The 21,917-nt window shown below is 28.9% G+C and carries 20 protein-coding genes and 1 tRNA gene; 16 read left to right on the top strand and 5 right to left on the bottom strand.

Annotation, left to right across the window (positions count from 1 at the left end; genetic code table 11):
- Positions 1 to 125 precede the first annotated feature (125 nt).
- The 7 genes from CQA44_RS07165 to CQA44_RS07135 all read left to right on the top strand — a co-directional run bounded on the left by CQA44_RS07165 (position 126) and on the right by CQA44_RS07135 (position 7,880).
- Positions 126 to 1,487 (top strand): phosphomannomutase/phosphoglucomutase, encoded by a 1,362-nt coding sequence (locus CQA44_RS07165; protein ID WP_115546597.1) that lies wholly within the window; start codon positions 126 to 128, stop codon positions 1,485 to 1,487.
- Positions 1,488 to 1,495: 8 nt separating this feature from the next.
- A complete protein-coding gene (pyrC, locus tag CQA44_RS07160; protein WP_115546596.1) occupies positions 1,496 to 2,512 on the top strand; it encodes a dihydroorotase in 1,017 nt (338 codons plus the stop codon).
- 317 nt (positions 2,513 to 2,829) lie between these two features.
- Positions 2,830 to 3,714 (top strand): methylisocitrate lyase, encoded by an 885-nt coding sequence (gene prpB, locus CQA44_RS07155; protein WP_115546595.1) that lies wholly within the window; start codon positions 2,830 to 2,832, stop codon positions 3,712 to 3,714.
- Positions 3,701 to 4,828 (top strand): citrate/2-methylcitrate synthase, encoded by a 1,128-nt coding sequence (locus CQA44_RS07150; protein WP_115546594.1) that lies wholly within the window; start codon positions 3,701 to 3,703, stop codon positions 4,826 to 4,828. Before prpB ends, CQA44_RS07150 begins: the two co-directional genes overlap by 14 nt.
- 9 nt (positions 4,829 to 4,837) lie before the next feature.
- Positions 4,838 to 6,292 carry a 2-methylcitrate dehydratase gene (gene prpD, locus CQA44_RS07145; RefSeq protein WP_115546593.1) on the top strand — a complete coding sequence of 485 codons (1,455 nt, stop codon included), beginning with the start codon at positions 4,838 to 4,840 and terminating at the stop codon, positions 6,290 to 6,292.
- Between the two features lie 446 nt (positions 6,293 to 6,738).
- Positions 6,739 to 7,005 (top strand): hypothetical protein, encoded by a 267-nt coding sequence (locus tag CQA44_RS07140; protein ID WP_115546592.1) that lies wholly within the window; start codon positions 6,739 to 6,741, stop codon positions 7,003 to 7,005.
- Positions 6,942 to 7,880 (top strand): beta-1,4-N-acetylgalactosaminyltransferase, encoded by a 939-nt coding sequence (locus CQA44_RS07135; protein WP_309544884.1) that lies wholly within the window; start codon positions 6,942 to 6,944, stop codon positions 7,878 to 7,880. Before CQA44_RS07140 ends, CQA44_RS07135 begins: the two co-directional genes overlap by 64 nt.
- A 20-nt stretch (positions 7,881 to 7,900) precedes the next feature.
- Here CQA44_RS07135 and CQA44_RS07130 read toward each other — a convergent pair.
- Positions 7,901 to 7,991, bottom strand: a tRNA-Ser gene (locus CQA44_RS07130).
- A 196-nt stretch (positions 7,992 to 8,187) separates the two neighbouring features.
- Here CQA44_RS07130 and pta point away from each other — a divergent pair.
- Entirely contained in the window at positions 8,188 to 9,192 is a 1,005-nt protein-coding gene (pta, locus tag CQA44_RS07125) for a phosphate acetyltransferase (RefSeq protein ID WP_115546590.1), read from the top strand.
- Between the two features lie 11 nt (positions 9,193 to 9,203).
- Positions 9,204 to 10,403: an acetate/propionate family kinase gene (locus CQA44_RS07120; RefSeq protein WP_115546589.1), complete on the top strand. Its 1,200-nt coding sequence runs from the start codon at positions 9,204 to 9,206 to the stop codon at positions 10,401 to 10,403.
- Between the two features lie 57 nt (positions 10,404 to 10,460).
- Here CQA44_RS07120 and rfbF read toward each other — a convergent pair whose 3' ends face one another.
- A complete protein-coding gene (rfbF, locus tag CQA44_RS07115; protein ID WP_115546588.1) occupies positions 10,461 to 11,267 on the bottom strand; it encodes a glucose-1-phosphate cytidylyltransferase in 807 nt (268 codons plus the stop codon).
- 157 nt (positions 11,268 to 11,424) lie between these two features.
- Here rfbF and CQA44_RS13000 point away from each other — a divergent pair, with 157 nt between their 5' ends.
- Both CQA44_RS13000 and CQA44_RS07110 read left to right on the top strand, forming a co-directional pair.
- Positions 11,425 to 11,562 (top strand): hypothetical protein, encoded by a 138-nt coding sequence (locus CQA44_RS13000; protein ID WP_220272148.1) that lies wholly within the window; start codon positions 11,425 to 11,427, stop codon positions 11,560 to 11,562.
- A gap of 25 nt (positions 11,563 to 11,587) precedes the next feature.
- The gene (locus CQA44_RS07110; protein WP_220272147.1) at positions 11,588 to 12,118 is read left to right on the top strand and encodes a BspA family leucine-rich repeat surface protein; all 531 of its coding nucleotides are present in this window, start codon (positions 11,588 to 11,590) and stop codon (positions 12,116 to 12,118) included.
- Between the two features lie 92 nt (positions 12,119 to 12,210).
- Here CQA44_RS07110 and CQA44_RS07105 read toward each other — a convergent pair whose 3' ends face one another.
- Complete coding sequence (locus CQA44_RS07105) at positions 12,211 to 13,866, bottom strand: N-6 DNA methylase (protein WP_115546587.1); 1,656 nt, start codon at positions 13,864 to 13,866, stop codon at positions 12,211 to 12,213.
- A gap of 109 nt (positions 13,867 to 13,975) precedes the next feature.
- On the opposite strand from CQA44_RS07105, the gene CQA44_RS07100 reads away from it, so the two are divergent.
- Positions 13,976 to 14,881 (top strand): methylenetetrahydrofolate reductase, encoded by a 906-nt coding sequence (locus CQA44_RS07100; RefSeq protein ID WP_115546586.1) that lies wholly within the window; start codon positions 13,976 to 13,978, stop codon positions 14,879 to 14,881.
- Positions 14,882 to 14,940: 59 nt separating this feature from the next.
- On the opposite strand, the gene CQA44_RS07095 is transcribed toward CQA44_RS07100, so the two are convergent.
- A complete protein-coding gene (locus CQA44_RS07095; protein WP_115546585.1) occupies positions 14,941 to 16,920 on the bottom strand; it encodes a GGDEF domain-containing protein in 1,980 nt (659 codons plus the stop codon).
- 8 nt (positions 16,921 to 16,928) lie between these two features.
- Complete coding sequence (gene glmS, locus CQA44_RS07090; RefSeq protein ID WP_115546584.1) at positions 16,929 to 18,713, bottom strand: glutamine--fructose-6-phosphate transaminase (isomerizing); 1,785 nt, start codon at positions 18,711 to 18,713, stop codon at positions 16,929 to 16,931.
- A gap of 86 nt (positions 18,714 to 18,799) precedes the next feature.
- On the opposite strand from glmS, the gene CQA44_RS07085 reads away from it, so the two are divergent.
- The 4 genes from CQA44_RS07085 to CQA44_RS07070 all read left to right on the top strand — a co-directional run.
- Positions 18,800 to 19,729, top strand: a complete 930-nt coding sequence (locus CQA44_RS07085; RefSeq protein ID WP_115546583.1) for a phospholipase A — start codon at positions 18,800 to 18,802, stop codon at positions 19,727 to 19,729.
- 9 nt (positions 19,730 to 19,738) lie between these two features.
- Complete coding sequence (gene pseH / locus CQA44_RS07080) at positions 19,739 to 20,275, top strand: UDP-4-amino-4,6-dideoxy-N-acetyl-beta-L-altrosamine N-acetyltransferase (RefSeq protein WP_115546582.1); 537 nt, start codon at positions 19,739 to 19,741, stop codon at positions 20,273 to 20,275.
- 2 nt (positions 20,276 to 20,277) lie between these two features.
- Complete coding sequence (gene pseI, locus CQA44_RS07075) at positions 20,278 to 21,303, top strand: pseudaminic acid synthase (protein WP_258864928.1); 1,026 nt, start codon at positions 20,278 to 20,280, stop codon at positions 21,301 to 21,303.
- 11 nt (positions 21,304 to 21,314) lie between these two features.
- Positions 21,315 to 21,917: arginase family protein (locus tag CQA44_RS07070; RefSeq protein ID WP_147289762.1), on the top strand; the 603-nt coding region annotated here is incomplete at its 3' end.

The following is a 21,917-nucleotide window of genomic DNA, read 5'->3' as shown; positions in this document are numbered from 1 at the left end:
ATACTCCCAAAATATATTTAACAAATGAAAACAAATGAAATTATAAAAATAGATATAATTTTATCCAAAAATACTAAATACTAATTAAAATTTAGTGATTATAAATATTAAATTAAAGGCAAAATATGAGTATATTTAGAGAATATGATATTAGAGGGATTTATCAAAAAGATTTAAATAAAGAAATTGTCTTTAGCATAGGCAAAGCCCTAGCAAATGAAATTAAAAATAAAGGTGGCAAAAGCGTAGCAATAGGCTATGATGCAAGAGTCCATAGCCCAATATTATTTGAGTGGTTAAGTAACGGCATTGCAACAACTGATATAAAAATTTATGACTTAGGTATGATTCCAACACCTATTGCGTATTTTAGCTTGTATAGTAAAAATACTAGTATAGATTCTAGCATTATGATTACAGGCTCACATAATCCCCCAGAATACAATGGATTTAAAATCACTATACTAAAAGAGCCATTTTATGGAGAACAAATTAAAAATATAGGCAAAATGATAGAATCTAGCAACATTTGCTTTCAAAATACAAATCCAAAAATAAATAAAATAAACATATTAGGAGAGTATATTGACTTTTTAGTAGAACATTTCTCAAAACTAACAAATTTCAAATATAAAATTGCACTAGATTGCGGTAATGGTGTAGCAGGAGTTGCTATAAAAGAAGTCTTAGAAAGATTAAACATTTCTTATCTTCCTCTTTATTTTGAACCTGATGGAACATTCCCTAACCATCACCCAGACCCAAGTGAAGAAAAAAATCTGCTAGATTTAAAAAAGGCAATGAAGGAATCTAATATTAAATTAGGAATTGCCTTTGATGGTGATGCTGATAGGCTTGGCTTTGTGAGTGAAAATTATTCTTTTAAAGGTGATGAATTAGCAATTTTATTTGCTAAAAATATTTTAAAAAGTGGAATAAAGCCTGTTGTAATTGGTGAGGTTAAATGCTCATCAATAATGTATAGTGAAATTGAAAAGATAGGACAAGCAATTATGTATAAAACAGGTCATAGCAACCTAAAAGTAAAACTTAAAGAAACAAATGCTCATCTAGCAGCTGAAATGAGTGGGCATATATTCTTTAATGATAGATATTTTGGTTATGATGATGCTATATATTCATCATTTAGAGTGCTAGAGTTGTTTTTAGATAACAATATTAATGAAATAGAAGATTTTATTAAAAATTTACCACAAATGTATTCTACCGCAGAAGAAAAAATACAATCTAGTGAAGATATGAAGTTTAAAATGATAGAAAATCTAGCAAAAAAATTACAAAATCCCCCAACAGATTTTCCAAAAATAATTGATATTATAAATATCGATGGGATTAGAGTAGTTTTTAAGGATGGATGGGGATTAATAAGGGCTAGCAATACAACACCTGTGCTAGTTACTAGATTTGAAGCAAAAGATAGGGATACTGCTAATTATTACAAACAAAAATTATTAGAATTATTATAAGGATTAAAATGGATAGTATAACCATAAACAACCCTCTTGATATGCATATACATCTAAGAGAGGGTGAAATTTTAGAATCTGTGATTAATTATACTTCAAGTGCCTTTTGTGCTGCTCTTGCTATGCCAAATCTAAAGGAACCTATAATAAATACAAATATGGCACTGGAGTATAAAAATAAAATTTTAAAAGCAAATAAAAATAAATCTTTCACCCCTATAATGAGTCTTTATTTAACGCACAAACTTGATAAAAATGAATTACTTCTTGCAAAACAAAACAATATAAATATATTAAAACTATACCCAAAGGGTTCTACAACAGGAAGTGAAAATGGAGTTGATAATATATTAGATTCTAAAACATTAGAAATTTTTGAAATAGCACAAAATTTAGGATTTATACTATCAATTCATGGAGAAAGCAATGGATTCTGCATAGATAGAGAATTTGAATTTGGAGTAGTTTTTGAGAGAATTGCAAAATATTTTCCAAAACTAAAAATTATAATGGAGCATTTAAGTGATAGACGAAGTATTGATATATTAGAAAAATATGATAATCTATTTGCTACATTAACGCTTCATCATATTTGTTTTGACTTAAACTCTTTACTTGGGGGAAATTTAAATCCACATTATTTCTGTAAGCCCATAATAAAAACTCCAAAAGACAAAGAGGCTCTATTAAATCTAGCATTAAATGCACATAAAAAAGTTAGCTTTGGTTCAGATTCTGCACCTCATTTAAAATCATCTAAGTTAAATAATGGCTCTGCTGGAATCTTTAGTGCCCCAATATTATTATCTAAACTTTGTGAAATATTTGAAAAGCATAATAAATTAGAAAATCTACAAAGCTTTATTAGTGATAATGCCTTTAAAAATTATGCTTTAAAAAATTTACCTAATAAAAAAGTTACACTAATAAAAAAAGATTCTAGTGCTATAAATGAGGTATTTATAGAAAGTGAATATATTACTGTTTTATTTGGTGGAGAAGCATTAAAATGGCAGATAGAATAGATATGCAAAAATATACTAATTAATTGATTTTTACATACAAAACTTAAATAAGATTTATTTTACTTCCTAATTTTACAATTAAAAACTTTTAGTAACATTTAAAATTCTATTTTTACATAGAAAATATATTGTTTTGTTTTAAATTATTTATAATGTATTGTTGCATTGAAAATACAAAGAAATAATAGGATTTTACTAAAATTTTATGAAATCTTGTGGATTATGATAAATATCCTAAACTACATAAAATTTTTAAAATATTTATACAATATCTATTAATGCTTTAAAAATAGCAATGCAAAAACTAAGGAGAATAAATGAATAAAGGAAAAAAATTTAGAGAGGCTTTGAAGGAAAACTCTCCTCTTATTATTGTAGGAGCTGTTAATGCATATAGTGCATTACAGGCTAGTAAAATAGGACATAAGGCTCTTTATCTTTCAGGAAGTGGCGTTGCAAGTGTGAGTTATGGTTTACCTGACCTTGGTATAATAGGCTTGGAAGATGTATGTATTGATGTAAGACGCATAACTTCACGTGTTGATACTCCCTTACTAGTTGATGCAGATACAGGCTTTGGAGGTGCTTTTAACATAGCAAGAACTATTAAAGAGCTGATTCGTGCAGGTGCAGCTGCAACACATATAGAAGATCAAGTATCACAAAAAAGATGTGGGCATCGACCTAATAAAGAGCTTGTTAGCACTGAAGAAATGTGTGATAGAATAAAGGCTGCAATGGATGCAAAGATTGATAATGATTTTGTAGTAATGGCAAGAACTGATGCTCACGCCATAGAAGGACAACAAAGAGCTATTGAAAGAGCTTTAGCTTATGTAGAAGTTGGTGCTGAAATGATTTTTGCTGAAGCCATTCACACTTTAGAAGAGTATGCTGAATTTACAAAAACTATCAAAGTGCCTGTGCTAGCTAATATAACAGAGTTTGGTAAAACACCTTATTTTAATATTAAAGAGCTAAAAGAAGTAGGGGTTTCTATGGTGCTTTATCCACTTTCTGCAAATAGGGCAATGAATAAAGCTGCTACTTTAGTTTATGAAAGCATACTTAAAAATGGGCATCAAAAAGATGTTTTAGAACTTATGCAAACACGTGAAGAGCTTTATGAAATGCTAGATTATTATACTTATGAAAATAAACTTGATGAGCTTTTTAAAGGAGGAAAAAATGAGCTTAAATGAAGCAAAGAAAAAAGTGGGGGGTTTAGCTGGAATAATTGCAGGAGAGAGTGCAATTTGTACTTGTGGTCTTGGAAATGGACTTAATTATTATGGTTATAGTATTGAGGATTTGGCAAAAAATGCTGAATTTGAAGAAGTTGCTTATTTATTACAATTTGGGAAACTGCCCAAATCCAAAGATTTAGAAGAATATAAAGAAAAAATACGCTCTCAAAGAGTTTTAAGTAATGAATTAAAAGCAATCTTAAGGGCAATTCCAAAAGATGTTCATCCTATGAATCTTATGCAAAGTGCTGTGGCGGCTATTGGTGCTTTAGAGGGAGAAAAAGAAGATTTTAGCAATCAAGATGAAAAAATAATAAAACTTTTAGGAGTTTTACCTTCGATACTTTGCTATTGGCATCATTATGCAAATTTTGGTAAAGAAATTGACTTTGATTCAAACCAAGATAGCATAAGTGGGTATTTTTTAGAAAAACTTTTAGGAAAAAAGCCAAAAGAAGATTTTATTAAAGCAATGCATTGTTCTCTTATACTTTATGCTGAACACGAATTTAATGCTTCAACCTTCACAGCTCGTGTTTGTGCTTCTACAAGAAGTGATATTTTTTCTGCTGTGACTGCAGCTATTGGTGCTTTAAGAGGACCTTTACATGGTGGAGCAAATGAAGCAGCAATGTATTTAATAGAAAGTTTTAATAGTGTAGAAGAGGCTATTAAAGGTGTAAATGAAAAATTAGCAAACAAAGAGCTTTTAATGGGTTTTGGGCATAGAATTTATGGAGCAGGAGGGGACCCTAGAAATGCTTTAATAAAAGAGTGGAGCAAATACTTAGGTGGAGATACTTTACTTTTCAAAGTAAGTGAGGCAATTGAAAATTTAATGAAAGAGAAAAAGCCAAATCTACCACCAAATGCAGACTTTTATAGTGCTTCAGCTTATCACTTTATGGGTATTAAAACAGAATATTTCACACCTATTTTTATTATGAGCAGAGTAAGTGGATGGTGCGCACATATAAAAGAACAAAGAGCTAATAATAAAATTATTCGTCCAAGCAGTGAATATACAGGACCAGAGCCAAGAGAATTTATAACAATTGATAAAAGATAAGGAGATATAATGAATAATATGGGAATTTTAGAAGCAAAAAGACCAGAATTCGATGAGTTACTAACTAAAATAGCAAAATATGTTGATGAATATGAAGTTAAAAGTGAGCTTGCTTTAGAAACAGCTAGATATTGTTTAATGGATACTCTAGGTTGTGGACTTTTAGCTTTAAAATATCCTGCTTGCACAAAACTATTAGGACCAAGTGTTGAGGGAGCTGAATTTAGACCATTAGGGGCGAAAATTCCAGGAACTTCTTATCAGCTTGAGCCTATAAGGGCTGCTTTTAATGTAGGAGCTATGGTTAGATGGCTTGATTTTAATGACACTTGGCTTGCAGCTGAATGGGGACATCCGAGTGATAATTTAGGGGCTATTTGGGCAATTGCTGATTATATCAGTCGTAAAAATATAAGTGAAAATAAAGAACCTTTGAAAGTGGCTTGTGTACTTAAAGCTATGATTAAAGCTCACGAAATTCAAGGTATTTTAGCACTTGAAAATTGCTTTAATAAAGTAGGGATGGACCATGTTTTGCTTGTGCGTATAGCTTCTGCTGCAGTTACAGCTAAACTTTTAGATTGTTCTTTTGAAGAGATTAGAAATGCTATATCGCACGCTTTTATTGATGGAGGTTCTTTAAGAGCTTATCGTCACGCTCCAAATACAGGTTCAAGAAAAAGTTGGGCAGCAGGAGATGCCTCAAGCAGAGGTGTAGATTTAGCTCTAAAAGCACAAAGTGGTGAAATGGGTTATCCTTCAGCTTTAAGTGCAAGTTTTTGGGGATATGAAGATGTAAAAATGAAAGGACAAAAACTTAGCATTCCTCAAGAATTTGGCACTTATGTAATGGAAAATATTTTATTTAAAATTTCTTTTCCAGCTGAATTTCACGCACAAACTGCTGTTGAGGCAGCTTTAAAACTCCATAATGAAGTTAAAGACCGCCTTGATGAAATTGAAAAAATCATCATTACTACTCAAGAATCAGGGCACAGAATTATTAACAAAACAGGAGAACTAGCTAATCCAGCTGATAGAGACCACTGCATTCAATATATGGTTGCTGTGCCTTTGATTTTTGGAAGGCTTATTGCTGATGATTATGAAGATAATATAGCAAATGATAAAAGAATTGATACTTTGCGTGAAAAAATGTTAGTTGAGGTTGATGATAGATATACTAAAGAATATTTAGAAAGTGATAAAAGGAGCATAGCAAATGCAGTTCAGGTTTTCTTTAAAAATGGTTCAAAAACACAAAAAGTTGAAATAGAATACCCTGTTGGGCATAAAAGAAGGAGAAATGAAGGCATTCCTTTACTTTTATCAAAATTTAAATCTAATCTAGCAGTAAAATTTGACACTAAAAAAGTAACTTTAATTGAAAAAATTTGTAGCAACCAAAAAGCTTTAGAAAAAATGAATTTTAATGAATTTAGTGATTTATTTTGGCTAGGATAATATAATTAAAATTTGCTTTTAGAAATACAAATAAATCCAATGTATAAAAATAATTTTTAGCTCCTTTATATGGATAATTAAAGCAGATTCTAGAAACCATAGATATAATAAAACTATATAAATTTAAAATTTATATAGTTGATAATCTAAAAAGAATTCTTACAATCTTTTATATTAAAATAATTAATATTACTGCTAATAATTAACATTTAAGAAAATTTCTTAGAAAACAATAGAATCTTTATATCAAATATTAATTTTTAAAAATATCTAGTTATATTTAAAGTTGTTAATTTAAAGAAATAAAGATAACAATGAAACAAAAATAACACAATATAGTAGAATTGCTTTTAATAAACACTATTTTTATAGAGCTTATAAAACAAGATTTAATTTAAATATATGTATTACTTTAAACATAAAGGCTATACATAAGGAGAATAATAATGTTTGAATTTTATATTAGGCGATTTTTTGTAAAAATATTATGCTGGTTTATTCCAACAAAAAAGCTAAGATTAAAGCTTAATGCCTATTTTGGTTTTGGAAATAAAAAAGTATTATTAGATGAAATAGATTCTAATATCCCTATAAAAGATAAAATAAACAAAATCAATCCTCTTAGTTTTTTATCTAGTTATAAAGAAAAATTAAATCCAATGCCACTAAAAGAGATAATATCACTAAGCAATTCTACCCCCCCCACCTTATAACTTCTACTAAAATATATGCTTCTCCTATTTTAGATATTAGCTTATTAAAAAAGTTAGCATTAACCGCACATACAAAAGTATCTCATAAAGGATATTTTGACCTTGATATAAACGCTAAATCTCCAAAATCACAGCTAAATCCTTGGGCATATATTAGAGTAAAAAATGAAGCTCATACGCTTAGAGCCTCACTTTACTCTATCCTACCTGCTTTGCAAAGAGGTGTAATTGGTTATAATGATTGCATAGATGGGAGTGAAGAAATAATACTTGAGTTTTGTAAAACCTTCCCTAGCTTTATCCCCATAAAATACCCATATAATGTAGATATTTATAACCCAAAAAATAAAGAAAATAAATTATATGCTTATTATAACTATATATTAAGTGTAATTCCAAAAGGAGAGTGGCTAATAAAAATTGATGTAGATAATATTTATTTTGCTGATAAATTATATAAGAGTTTTTACCTCCCTAAAAAAGCATGGGATATAGTATTTTTACATTTTTTAAATGTTTATTATGATGGAGATGATATTGTAATTAATAAAAAAACTACAAATTCCAACATACAAGGAGACCATTTTTTATGCAAAAATATTAATCTATATTTTAAAGAGGCTAAAGAGGCTTGGAATGGGCTTGATAATAAAATTGGATATTTTGAAACTGCAAAACCACACACAAATAATGCAATATATTCTGAATTAAATAATCTACATTTTCCATATCAAAAGGATTTTAGGAAAATCAAAGTAAAAGAGTTTGAGTGGATTAAATTAAAAGATTGGGAAAGTAATGATATAGGCAGTATTATAGATAAAAATATTTTAAAATCTAGAATTATTTTAGAGTTATGTAAAGAATTTGAATAATATTTTAAATTAAAAAGCTATGGCGGACAGGGAGGGATTCGAACCCTCGGTAATCTTACGACTACGCATCCTTAGCAGGGATGTGGTTTAAGCCAACTCACCCACCGGTCCAAAAAATTAAAGTTATGCAAAAAACAAAGCAATCTTTTTAAAAATAAAATTCTATCAAAATAAAATATTAAATAAAATAGTATTTTGTAAAAAATATACATTTAAGCTTATAAAAAATTAATTTATTTTATTTTTGGATTTATTTAATATTTTTTAAAGTATGATAATTTAAATTTTTACAAAAAAGGTGGTTAATATGGAATTCATAGATGATATAAAGAGTAAGGCAAGAAAATACCTAAAAACGATAGTCTTGCCAGAAACAAATGATATAAGAGTGATAGAAGCAGCTAGTAAAGTATTAAATGAAGGTTTTGCTAAAATCATTCTTTTAGGAGATAAAGATAAAATACATAGCCAATCTAGAGGCTTTGATATAAGCAAAGCAGAGATAATAAATCCACAAAATAGCCAACTATGCGAAAAGTATGTAGATATGCTAGTAGAATTAAGGGCACATAAAGGTATGACTAAAGAAAAAGCTCTAGATTTATTACTAAATGACCCTCTTTATTTTGGTGCGGCTTTAGTAAAAGATAATCAAGCCGATGGAATGGTAGCTGGCTCTATAAGTCCAACAGCAAATGTCCTTCGTGCGGCAATTCAAATTGTAGGAACAAAAAAGAATGCTAAGGTAGTATCAACATTTATGCTAATGGTGCTAAAAGATACTCATCTAGGATTCCAACACGAAAATGGTGGAATCTTTGGTTTTGCAGATTGTGCATTAATTCAAGATCCAAGCGAAGAAGAATTAGCACAAATTGCTATATCAAGTGCAGAAACTTTTACACAGCTAACAGGTGGAATTCCGCAAGTAGCTTTATTAAGCCATTCTACTTATGGTAGTGCAAAACATGCTAAAATCGATAAAGTTTGCAAGGCATTAAACATAGCAAAAGAATTAAATCCTAATCTATTGATTGATGGTGAATTGCAATTAGATGCAGCAATAGTTCCTAGTGTAGGAAAAGCAAAAGCACCAGATTCTAAGATTGCAGGAAATGCCAATGTGTTGGTATTTCCAGATATTGACTCAGGGAATATAGGTTATAAATTAGTGCAAAGGCTTGCAAAAGCAGATGCCTATGGACCTATGACACAAGGGCTTGCACAGCCTATTAATGACTTAAGTAGAGGTTGTAGTGCAGATGATATAGTAGGGACAATAGCTATTAGTGCTCTTCAAGCAACAGAATAAAAGGAGAAAAAATGAATATATTAGTAATAAACTGTGGAAGCTCATCATTAAAATATCAATTAATCAATATAAATTCAGAAGAAGTATTAGCCCAAGGAATATGCGATAGAATCTATCTTGAAGGAAGTATATTAAAACATAAAGCTAAAGATAAAAAAATAGAAAAACAAGTTCCTATGCCAGACCACAAAAGTGCTATTGGATATGTCTTTGAAATATTAACTGATGGTGAGTATGGAGCTATTAAATCACTTGATGAAATTAAAGCAATAGGGCATAGAGCAGTTCATGGAGGAGAGTATTTTAGATCTTCCGTATTGGCAGATGATAATGTAATTGAAACGATGAGAGAATGTAGTGACTTAGCACCACTACACAATCCAGCTAATATTACTGGGCTTATAGCTTGTAAAGAGCTAATGCCAGATACCCCTATGGTATGTGTATTTGATACTGCATTCCATGCAACAATTGAGCCAGTGGCTTATCTATATGCTACCCCTTATGAGTGGTATGAAAAATATAAAGTTAGAAAATATGGCTTCCATGGGACAAGCCACTACTATGTGAGTCGCAAGACTGCAGAATTCCTAGGACTTGATATAAACAACTCTAAAATTATTACTTGTCATTTAGGTAATGGCTCATCAATTTGTGCGGTAAAAAATGGTAAAAGCATAGATACAAGTATGGGATTATCGCCACTAGAGGGTATTGCTATGGGAACTAGAAGCGGGGATTTAGACCCTGCAGTTTTACAACACATTGCAAAAAAAGAGAATCTAAATATTGATGAGGTTTTAAATATATTAAATAAAAAAAGCGGGGTTTTGGGTATATCAAAACTCTCTAGTGATTTTAGAGATTTGCTAAAAGCAGAAAATGAAGGGAATGAGTTAGCAAAAATAGCAAGGAGAGTATTTGCATATCGTGTTGCAAAATATATAGGCTCTTATGTAGTAGCTATGAATGGCGTAGATGCAATAGCATTTTGTGCTGGTATTGGTGAAAACGCAGTTTATATAAGAGGGATGATAGTTGAACATTTAGAGTTTTTAGGAGTGAAACTAGATAAAGATATAAATATCAACACCATTGGAAAAGCAGCCATAATATCTACACAGGATTCTAAGGTAAAAATATGTGTTATGCCTACAAATGAAGAGCTTGTAATAGCACAAGATACATTTAATATAGTATCAAAACTATAATCTTTTTAGTAAATCTTTTAAGATTTACTAAAAGCTCTAAAACAATATTGTTTATTACTATTTATTTTGCACTGCTTTATTCCACACTGCCCAAGGGGCATTTCCACTTAGATACATATCACATAGTTCATTTTTATCTTTCAATGTATCCATACACTTCCAAAATCCATAATGATGGTATGAAAATAATTCTCCATCTTTTGCAAGATTAGTTAATGGCTCTTGTTCAAATACACAATCATCTCCAAATATATAATCAAATATTTTTGGCTCACATACAAAGAATCCTCCATTAACCCAACCCATATTATATTTACTTGCATCACCTTTGGGCTTTTCTGTAAAACTTATAATTCTATTATTATCATCAATATTTAATGCACCAAATTTACCTTCAGGCTGGATTGCAGTCATTGTTATTGATTTTTTATGAGATTTATGAAAATCTAGCAATTTTTTTATATCAATATTTGCTACTCCATCGCCATAAGTAAGCATAAAAGTTTCATTACAAACATAATCTTTAGCGAGTTTTATCCTACCACCTGTCATAGAATCTTGCCCTGTATAAAGCATAGTAACACGCCAAGGTTCAGCTTTCATCTTATGAATTTCTAAGGAATTATCTCTCATATCAATTGTAATATCACTATATCTCGTATAATAATTGATAAAATAATCTTTAATATAATGCCCCTTATAGCCTGTCAAAATAATAAATTCATTAAATCCATAAAAACTATAAATCTTCATTATATGCCACAATATTGGTCTCCCACCAATCTCAACCATAGGTTTTGGCTTTAACTCTGTCTCTTCTGATAGTCTAGTGCCAAAGCCACCTGCAAGGATTAAAACCTTCATCTAAATCCTTAAATAATGATATTAAAAGTCTATATTCTAATTTTAGTAATTTTAAATTTTGCTTAAAGGCTCTATGCTTTGTTTAAGCTAAAAATATTTGTAAAATTTACTTGATTTAAGCACAATTATAAATTAAATATTATTACAAGGGAAATAAATGAAAATAGTTATCAAAGTTTTTTTACTTATACTTATAATTAGCCATAGTGTGCAAGCTTCTAAACTTAAATACCGCCCACAAAATAAAAAAGAATTAATAATGCTTGTTAATAATGAGAGTATAAAAATTAAATGAAATTGATACTTCAAAAATTACTGATATGAGCTATTTATTTAAAGATTCAAAGAGGAGAGATTTTAGCGGGATAGATAAATGGAATGTAAATAATGTTAAAGATATGAGCTATATGTTTTATTGGGCAAACTTCTTTAATAAAAGTATAAGTTTTAACCAACCCTTAGATTCTTGGGATGTTAGTAATGTAGAAAATATGCAAGGTATGTTTTTAGGAGCAAAATCCTTTAATCAGCCTTTAGATTCTTGGGATGTTAGTAATGTAAGAGATATGGAGTGGATGTTTGTGGAAGCAAAGTCCTTTAATCAGCCCTTAAATGCTTGGGATGTTAGTAATGTAGAAAATATGAGCGATATGTTTAGTTATGCAAAATCCTTTAATCAAAATCTAAATATTTGGAATGTGAGCAAGGTTAGAAGTATGAACCGTATGTTTTTTATGGCAGAATCTTTTAATCAACCACTAAACTCGTGGAATGTAAGTAATGTTAAAAATATGAAAAATATGTTTGATAATTCTCCAATGCAAAATAATCCACCAATTTGGTATAAATAAGTAAATATACTTAATATATGCTTTAAAAAGAGAGTTAAATTCTTCTAAAAGAGAACTTAGTTCTATTTTTATTTTGACAAAATAATTAAATACTATCTCATAGCATCTAATTTTTTATTCAGGGTTAATATCTCTTGACCTATTGAATTTATCCTTTCAAATCTTTCTTTTGCATCTTTTTTAAAATCAAGCGGAATCTCAATATCATATAAATCGTCTATATCAATACTCTTTTTTTCACTCTGTATATAAAGCTCACTTAAAATTTTATGTGCTTTATTGGAAAATAAAAAGCAATAAAGTCCAAAGGCATCATCTTTATTTTTTGTGCGTATTATTATAATGCCTGTATTTGCCACCATAAGAGATTTACTCTCATTTACAATTGTAATTTTTGGATTAATGCCACGAAGCGATAAAAGAATATCATAAGGAAGTAATTTATTTTTTTCAATCTTTTCTTTATCACCAATATGTTCTTCTATACTACTTTCATCAATAAAACCATATTCATTAAAGTTAATTATCCCTACATTTTTGTATTTCTGTGCTTTAGATGACTTTAAATCATAGATTCTCTGCCCTCGTATAATATCTGCATTAATACTTCTTATAGTTTGAATAGGATTTGCAATATCTTTCTTTTTTAAGTAGCTTTGTGCTCGTAAATCATCTATATTTATATCTTTCATCTTGGTAAATTTAGAGTATTTAGTATCTTTTTTCTCTCTTAAAATCTCTAAAATCTTATCTGTTTTTATTAAACGATTATATTTACCCTCTTTTTTGTAAAAACTAGAAGCATCAATATGTAGGATTCCATCATTATTTTTTGATATAACCATAATTGAAAAATCCGCACTATTATGAGGAAATATATTATTAGGTAGCTCTATTATTGCTTCAATTAGCCTCTCTAGGCATAGTTTTTCTTTAAACTTCTCCTCAACTGAAGTTTTTTTAAGAAGCTGATTTCTTATGATAAATACACCCTTATCTTTTAAATAAGAAATTCCATTAATTATAAAGCTAAGCTCTGGGACGCTCTTTGTAATAAGCCCATATTTTGCAAATCTTTCATTTTTCTTTAAATCTAATATGCCTATATAAACATCTATTGGAGGATTACACATAATTTTATTAAACTTTTTATTTAAAGGGAAAATTTGATTTTTTAGAATATTATTAACAAATAAATTGCTGGAATCTATATTTAACGTTTTTAATATTAACTTTGCCACCTTATCTAAACTAGAATCTAGCTCTTCTCCAAAAATGCTAAATTTCTTTTTAGTCCTAGCTAACTCTAAGAATAAACTGCCTATTCCATAACACGGATTATAAATCTCATCACCATCTTGTAATTCTAATATATCAACAACAAGTTTATTTATCTCCATTGGTGTTGAATAAGAATATAATTTATTTATTGTCTTTTTTTGTGTGATTGTATTTATTAAAATCTCTATTTGTTCACTTGTTGGCTCTACCTCATTAATTGTTCTTAATATTTTTATTATATTCATATTTGGACTTGGCTTTACATATAAATCTCCAAGTAAATTTTTCATAGTCAAATCAAAATCATCAAATACAGCTTTTCTCTTCTTTGCTTTATCTAATAGAATCTTAATTTCATTTGGAGCATAAATTCTAAGAGCTATTATTCCTAATAATATACATATAGTATCTATTATATCGGAATGATATCTCTTTAAATATCCAAAAATAAGTAACATCTGTTGCATTATATGTCCTAAAATGATTAATATTTGATATTATATAATTTTTATCTTAAAATTGCTAAACACATATCAAAATTAAATTTAAATGTAAAATATTATTTTAGGAAATAAAATGGATAACAAAATAAAATCTATATTACAAAAAATTACTAAAAATGAAAGTTTTTTAAGCTATGAGGTAGTCCCACAAAAAAGTTTTAGCCTAAACAAAACCCTAGAATCTATCAAAAAAAGCAAGCTAAATGAAATATTTGATTGCTATATTTGCACAGATTCCCCGCTTGCTAGACTAAAACATAGCTCCATTCTAGCAAGCATAAAAATACAAAACTACCTAAATAAGCCAACGATTTGCACAATTAGTACTAGAGATAAAAACTCAATTGCGTTGCAGGGTGAAATAATGGGATTAAATGAATTTAATATTAGAATCTTTCTTGCACTTAGTGGAGATCCAATAAAACTAGGAGACCAACCACAAGCAAAAGCGGTGTTTGAATCTAACAGCTGTATAATTTTTGATATTATTAATAATCTTAATCAAAACAAAGATTTACAAAATAAAAGCCTAATTGATAGTGGGAAAAAAATATATCATCTTGGTGTGATAAACTCCTATGCTAATAATATGGAAAATATTTATAAAAAAATGTATAAAAAAATACAAAAAGGGGCTATAGCTCTAATCACTCAACCCGTTTATAGTATAGATAATATAAAAGAATTGCTTTATATGATAGATAAAATCAATAAAGAACTTAAAGTGCAAACTAGCATAATATTTGGATATTATCCTATATCTAGCTTAAAAACTGCGTTATTTTTATACAACAAACTACCGGGTTGCTATATACCTGATATATGGATAAATGAATTAAAAAGTGCAGGAGATAATGAAGAAAGAGTTGGAATAGAACTTAGCAAAAATTTATATAAAGAAATAAATAATATCTATCCTAAAATCCACTTTATGTGTGCTAACAAAATAAGTTTAGCAGAATCTATTTTATTAAATTAAATCCTAATATTAATTACACCTCTTTTATACATCTTTTAAACTATTAAGATTTAAATAACTTAAATTAAGTTATTTAATCTCAAACTCTCTAAGAAATCCTCATCATCATTAGCAGAATTTTCATTTTTTACACCATTTAAAGAAGTGTTAGATGTTTTAGATTCCTTAACTTTAGTTTGTTCTAAATCTTCTTCTGCTTTCTTAGCATCATCTTTTAATTTTAACTCAAGAGAATATTTTATTACCCTATTTCTACCACTCTCTTTTGCTTCATAAAGTGCTAAGTCTGCTTGTTTAATACAATCCCAAACATTTTTAGAAAAATCTGGCATACAAGATACACCAATACTTACAGATTTATTAAAATCAAGCTCCATAAGAGAACATTTTTTAGCCATAGCAAAAGCACTTCTTATTCTTTCAGCTACTTTATTTGTCTCATTTATATCATAACCCTCCAATATAACTACAAACTCTTCCCCACCATATCTAATAATCTTATCTTTATCTTTTATGATATTTCTTATAGTTTCAGTTAATAGCACAATCCCTGCGTCACCAACAGCATGTCCATAGCTATCATTAATCCTTTTAAAATGGTCTATATCTAACATCAATATCCCAAAGCTTATATACTTTTCAAGCTGTGCTTCAACTTCTGTGGCGTACTTTTCAAGATAGAATCTATTATAAACTTTAGTAAGGGGGTCTGTATAAGAAGACTCTTCAATCTCTTTTAAAAGTAATATATTATTAATTATTGGTTTTGCTTCACGCATATAGTTATAGATTCTAGTAATACTCTTTTCTTTTTCTAACAACTCCTTTTTAGAACTTAGAGCTATAGAATAATAAAGCATAACATTCTTAGAAATAATAATTCTTAAGTCAATTACATTTAAGTCACCAATAGAAGTTGATATAAAAATACTTCCATTATCATCATTAAAAATAATATTAGGATTTGGGTCATCTAGCCGTTTTTCTATACTTTTTATTTCACCAGCAATAACTCTCATTTCTGTATTATTTTCTATTTTATATCCGCTTGCAATTTTCCCATTAACAATTTCAGCAAAAAATAAATTCTTATATTTAATATATCTAAAAATAATTGCTTGCAACTCTTTATATACTTCTTTAGTTTGATAGAATCTGCCTATCTTATTTTTAAAAATAAATAGATTAGTAACTTCAGAAATAACCTCAACAAGCCTTGTTAGAGGATTCCTATTATAAAGTGCTTTATTATAAAAAAAGATAGATGAAACCTTTGTATCAATAATTGCAATATTTTTATCCAAAGACTCTAATAATCTATTCGTTAATTTAGAAATATCATTAGAAATTCCAACCCCTGTATCCTTAACTCTTAGAGAAAAGTCTCCATTTATAGCACCCTGAATTGCAGTCTTAACGCTAGTAACTAACTTAGTAAATGAATTGATACTAAACATAGTCATAATCATTAATATAAAAGCAGAAACTAAAACAATCCCTATAAATTCAGCATGCATAGAATCATAAATTCCTTGTATGTTATCAGTTAATAACATCTCTATATTCACACTTCCAGCAACTTCTCCTGTCTTAATACTACTATGACATAGAGCACATTTATCAGTAGCTATTATAGGGACAGAAACTCTAGCAATATGCTCATTTATCCCATCTACTTTTCTAATTTCAACTTCTCTTGGGCTTTTTGAAATATATACCTTTCTTTCAACTAAATCACGAAGTGAGCTTTTAGATTTATTAAGTTCTTTGCTTAAATTATCATTTCTGCTAATCCACAAGTCTCTTACATTATTTTGGCTTTTAATTGTATTTATAATCTCATAAGTATGAGAATCTACCCCAATACCAGTTATACTAGCAATATCAAAAGCTGTTTTAGAAGTGCTTGATAACTGTGTTGATATTAAATCAATTGCCTTATTTTTAATATATAAATCTGTCTTGTATAACAAAAATATACTAGTTAGACCTATAATAACAATAGATAATATAATAATTTTTAATCGTAAAAAAAACATTTTTTCTCCTATTCAACGGTAACACTCTTTGCTAAATTTCTAGGCATATCAACATCATTACCTAACCTTATAGCAACCTCTAAAGCTAGAATCTGCAAAATAACCATCATAGAAAAAAACTCTTCCATGTAGCTATTAAAGTTATCAATTAAAACCATATCATCAGCTAATTCTATAACTTCACTGCTTATTACACAAATTGTAGCGTCTCTCGTGCTTAATTCTTCTGTGTTATTTTTAATCTTATCATATAATATTTTTTTTGGCATAAGGCTTATTGTAAAAAGCTCACTATCAGCTAATGCTATTGGTCCGTGTTTCATTTCACCACCAGGATAACCCTCTGCATGAAGATAGCTAACTTCCTTTAATTTCAAAGCACCTTCTAAAGCTAGAGGATAAAAAATATCCCTCCCAATAAAAAAGAATCCATGTCCATGTAAATATCTCTTAGAAAGTTTTTTTAGTCTATCGTGAATTTTTGGGCTTATTTTGGTAGCATTGATTGAATTTCTCATATCAACAATATGTCTTTTAACTTCATCTTGTGAAATAGTTTTTTTATTAATGGCAATATAGATTCCAAACATCCAAAGCAACATTACTTGCGTAGCAAATGCCTTTGTAGATGCTACTCCTCTTTCTATTCCAGCACGAGTAAGAAGGCTATATTTTGCTTCTCTAACAATAGAACTATCCTCAATATTGCAAATTGCAAGGGTTTTTAGATTATGCCTATTTGCTAGTTTTAATGCTTCTAGCGTATCTGCTGTCTCACCACTTTGAGAGATAACCACAAAAAGCTCATCTTTTTGCATTACAGGATTAGAGTATCTAAACTCACTTGCTATAACTACATTTGTTTTAATTTTTACTTCTCTTTCAAAAAGATATTTTGCACTCAAAGAAGCATTATGGCTTGTACCACAAGCACATAATGTGATTAAATTAATACCATCTAAAAAATCTTCTGGCAATTCTAATCTTATATCATCATCAAAGATTCTTCCTGCTATGGTATCTTGTAAAACTTTATGTTGCTCATAAATTTCTTTTTCCATAAAATACCTATAACCATCTTTTTGAGATAGCAATTTAGTATTAGTTATAGGTTGAATATTTTTTAAACTCTTAAAGTTATTTATATCTATGTAGCCAACATCATTATCTTCAAGATAGCAAACCTCATTTACAATGCCAATTAAAGGTGTAGATGAAGAGGCAAAATATATACCAGCTCCATCACTACCTATTAGCAATGGAGAAGAATTCTTAGCATAGAAAATTTTTTCTTTATCCTTTTTTGTTATTAGCAAAATTGCATAAGAGCCTTTGATTACTTCAATAGTCTTTTTAAAAGCACTAAAAACATCTTTGGTGCTTAATAAAATATCTTCAAATAAATGCACTACTACTTCAGTATCTGTTTGACTTAAAAATATATGACCTTTTTTTTCTAAATCCTGCTTTATTTCTATATAATTTTCAATTATTCCATTATGAACTATGGTGCTAAATTCTGCACTAATTGGGTGAGAATTTACTTCAGAAACTTTCCCGTGAGTTGCCCATCTAGTATGTCCTATTGCTACGCCAAAACCACTTGAGCTAAAATCTTTGCATTTACTTTCTAAATTTTTTAATTTTCCTGTGGTTTTAAAAATAGTTAATCCATCATTATTTAAAACTGCCATTCCAGCACTATCATAACCTCTATATTCAAGCTCTCTTAATCCATCAATTATTATTTGTTTTTTTTCTTTATTCCCAATATAGCCTATAATGCCACACATACACACTCCATACATTTTTAAGTAATTTTTGAGTAAAATGTAGAATTCTACCTAATTAAAGATTATTTTTACTTTATGGATTGCTTATGAGCTATTTAAATATAATAATTTTATTTTCATTAATAATATATGGATTAAATGGCAGTGAGAACTCACAATCAATAGAAGCTATAAATTATACAAAAAAGCAAGATTGCTCCAAAATAACCTTTAGAGAATCTTCTAAAAATTCTAAAACGAAAGATTCTGCAACACAAGATGAAATAAAGGATTATGAATTCCCATATTATCATAATTTAGATACTGCAAATAGCTTTATTAAAAGATTTTCTTTACATAATGAAAACTATTTTCTTCCTATTTATTATCAAAGCACAGCTCCAAGCCCATATAAAAAATATGAAATAAAACTTCAATTTAGTGCAAAAGCAAATATTTTTCAAAATATCTCTTGGGGGCTTGGAGCATTTTTTGCCTATACACAAAAGTCTTTCTTTCAAATATACTCACCAAAGCTATCAAGCCCCTTTAGAAATAATGATTATATTCCTGAATTAATCATATATAAAACATTAGATACTCCCTTTCTTGGCGGAAAATTGTATAATATTAGATTTGGATTTAAACATATCTCTAATGGAGAAGAAAATGTTACTATATCACGCGGAGTAGATTTAATACTAGCAGAAATTATGTATAAAATAGAAAATTTTAGATTAAAGCTAAAAGCTTGGGCATATATAAGAAAAGATCCAAAAAACATTGATAAATATTTAGGATATAGTGATTTAATCTTAGAATATGATTTCTTATCTCGAAATAACCTTAAACTTACTATATCAAATCTATTTCATAATTATGCAAAATACAAAGGCAATGTATTGCTAGAATATAAATTTAATTTAGAAAATTTTGCGATATATGCACAATATTTCTATGGCTATGGAGATAATATATTTGAATATAATTTTAAAAAAAATGGCATTGGTATAGGGATTGCCATAGCTACATTTTAGGATATAGAAATGAATTTTAGTTTTGAAAATTTAATTGCGTTTAACTTTACAAATCTTAACGAAAAACAAAAATTAGAGATTTTAGAGATGAGGAATAATAAGAATATTAGGAAGTTTATGTCCATAAATAGAGAAATTACCAAAGAAGAGCATTTTAAATTCATAGAAAATCTTAAAAGAGATAAGAATAAAGCATATTTTGCCATACAGGAACAAAGTATTCAAAATAAAAATTTAAAAAATAAAGAAGATTGCTTTATTGGTGTAGTTTGTTTTAATAATATTGATTTTTACAATAAAAATGCCATATTTGGAATCTACTCAAACCCAAATGAAAAAAATGGAGATAAATTAATGAATATCCTAAAATATATAGCATTTAAGGAATTAAATCTTCATATATTATTTGCTAAAGTGCTAAGCACAAATAAAAGGGCATTAAGATTTTATCAAAAACATAGTTTTATGCAATATGGGATTTTTCCTGAAGCAATCAAAAGAAATAAAGTCTTTATTGATATTATCATTCTAGCATTAAGGAAGTAATATTGGGCATATTTATAGTTGCAGAATTAAGTGCAAATCATAATCAAAACTTATCATTAGCAAAAGAGAGTATATATGCAATAAAAGAATGCGGGGCTGATGCTATTAAATTACAAACTTATACACCTGATAGCCTTACATTAGAGTGCAGAAGTGATATTTTTAAAATCAATTCAAATACTATATGGGACAATAAATATCTTTATGATTTATATAAAGAAGCATATATGCCATTAGAATGGAATTATGAACTTTTTAGTATAGCTAGAAAAATTGGCTTGTTTTGTTTTAGCTCTGCATTTGATAAAGAAGGGGTAGACTTATTAGAATCTATCAATAATCCTATCTATAAAATTGCTAGTTTTGAAATAACCGATACAAATCTAATAAGCTATATTGCAAGTAAAAATAAACCAATAATTTTATCAAGTGGAATTGCAAATAATAATGAACTAGATGATGCAATAGAGTGTATAATAACACAAAATAATTATGATATAACGCTGCTTAAATGCACTAGTGCTTACCCTGCTAAGACTAGTGAATTAAATCTTATTGATATGGTAAATGATGCTAAAAGACTAGAAAGAAAATATAAAATAAAAATAAAATATGGCTTATCTGACCATAGCAAAGGAAATCTTGCATCAATAATTGCCACTACCCTAAAAGCGAGTGTAATTGAAAAACATTTTATACTAGATAAAAAATATGGAGGAGTTGATAGTAAATTTAGTCTAAATAAAACACAATTTACTAAATTAGTAAAGATTATCAGAGAAAGTGAAGCTGCACTAAAAAACAATAACTTTTTAAAATATAAAAATAGAAAAAAAGGAAGAGAATTTGCAAGAAGTCTATTTGTCTGTAAAGATATTAAAAAAGGAGATAAGCTAACATTAGAAAATATTAAATCAGTTAGACCAAATAATGGGCTATCACCAAAATATCTTAAAGATATTATAAACAAAACTGCTTTAAGAGACTTAGAATTTGGAAAGCCTTTAGAGTGGGAAGATTTTAGTTAAAAGGATCATTTATGCAAAATAACATTTCACATCATTCTTCAAATCCGCAAAAAGAGATTTTAAGGCTCATCTATCCTCAATGGCAGGGTGGTGATATAGCAGGGTGGTTTGGGGACTTAAGTCAAAGCGAGGCTTCGCAGGGCTATATATTAGGAGCACAGATTCTTAATCTAATCGTTGATTGTATTTTATCAAGCAGTGAGCATAGCACCATAGCCCCTAGTAAAGCTCATTCTGCTTACTCTAGCAAGCATCATACCGCCATAGTGCCTATTAATAGGGACTTCATAGTAGATGATTCAGGGCATAGAATCGTGCAAGAGGGCATTATTGATAAGGAGGTTTTGGCAAGCCAGACTAAAAGTGCCCTAGAAATTCTCTCTACACATAAACCCGCTAAAATCCTTACTCTTGGCGGGGAATGTGCTATCTCTGTGCCGCCTTTTACCTACCTTGCACAAATGTATAAAGATGAGATTGCGATGGTGTGGATTGACGCACACCCAGACATAGCTCTACCCAATGATGATTTTTACAAGGGCTATCACGCTATGGCAGTGAGTGCTATTATCGGCAAGGGTGGGCTTAAAGAGAGCTTTAGCCTACCTAGCCAT

The organism is Helicobacter sp. MIT 14-3879 (assembly GCF_003364125.1).
Note: the sequence above shows the minus strand (reverse complement) of the source record. Positions and strands in the feature narration are given on the sequence as shown.

What these genes read in the sequence shown, in the direction of transcription:
- CQA44_RS07140 (WP_115546592.1), top strand. Translation starts at nt 6,739, where the DNA reads ATGTTTGAATTTTATATTAGGCGATTTTTTGTAAAAATATTATGCTGG.
- pyrC (WP_115546596.1), top strand. Translation starts at nt 1,496, where the DNA reads ATGGATAGTATAACCATAAACAACCCTCTTGATATGCATATACATCTA.
- CQA44_RS07150 (WP_115546594.1), top strand. Translation starts at nt 3,701, where the DNA reads ATGAGCTTAAATGAAGCAAAGAAAAAAGTGGGGGGTTTAGCTGGAATA.
- CQA44_RS07120 (WP_115546589.1), top strand. Translation starts at nt 9,204, where the DNA reads ATGAATATATTAGTAATAAACTGTGGAAGCTCATCATTAAAATATCAA.
- glmS (WP_115546584.1), bottom strand. Translation starts at nt 18,713, where the DNA reads ATGTGTGGCATTATAGGCTATATTGGGAATAAAGAAAAAAAACAAATA.
- CQA44_RS07165 (WP_115546597.1), top strand. Translation starts at nt 126, where the DNA reads ATGAGTATATTTAGAGAATATGATATTAGAGGGATTTATCAAAAAGAT.
- CQA44_RS07095 (WP_115546585.1), bottom strand. Translation starts at nt 16,920, where the DNA reads ATGTTTTTTTTACGATTAAAAATTATTATATTATCTATTGTTATTATA.
- rfbF (WP_115546588.1), bottom strand. Translation starts at nt 11,267, where the DNA reads ATGAAGGTTTTAATCCTTGCAGGTGGCTTTGGCACTAGACTATCAGAA.
- pta (WP_115546590.1), top strand. Translation starts at nt 8,188, where the DNA reads ATGGAATTCATAGATGATATAAAGAGTAAGGCAAGAAAATACCTAAAA.
- CQA44_RS07110 (WP_220272147.1), top strand. Translation starts at nt 11,588, where the DNA reads ATGAGCTATTTATTTAAAGATTCAAAGAGGAGAGATTTTAGCGGGATA.
- prpB (WP_115546595.1), top strand. Translation starts at nt 2,830, where the DNA reads ATGAATAAAGGAAAAAAATTTAGAGAGGCTTTGAAGGAAAACTCTCCT.
- CQA44_RS07105 (WP_115546587.1), bottom strand. Translation starts at nt 13,866, where the DNA reads ATGCAACAGATGTTACTTATTTTTGGATATTTAAAGAGATATCATTCC.
- CQA44_RS07100 (WP_115546586.1), top strand. Translation starts at nt 13,976, where the DNA reads ATGGATAACAAAATAAAATCTATATTACAAAAAATTACTAAAAATGAA.
- pseH (WP_115546582.1), top strand. Translation starts at nt 19,739, where the DNA reads ATGAATTTTAGTTTTGAAAATTTAATTGCGTTTAACTTTACAAATCTT.
- CQA44_RS13000 (WP_220272148.1), top strand. Translation starts at nt 11,425, where the DNA reads ATGAAAATAGTTATCAAAGTTTTTTTACTTATACTTATAATTAGCCAT.
- CQA44_RS07085 (WP_115546583.1), top strand. Translation starts at nt 18,800, where the DNA reads ATGAGCTATTTAAATATAATAATTTTATTTTCATTAATAATATATGGA.
- prpD (WP_115546593.1), top strand. Translation starts at nt 4,838, where the DNA reads ATGAATAATATGGGAATTTTAGAAGCAAAAAGACCAGAATTCGATGAG.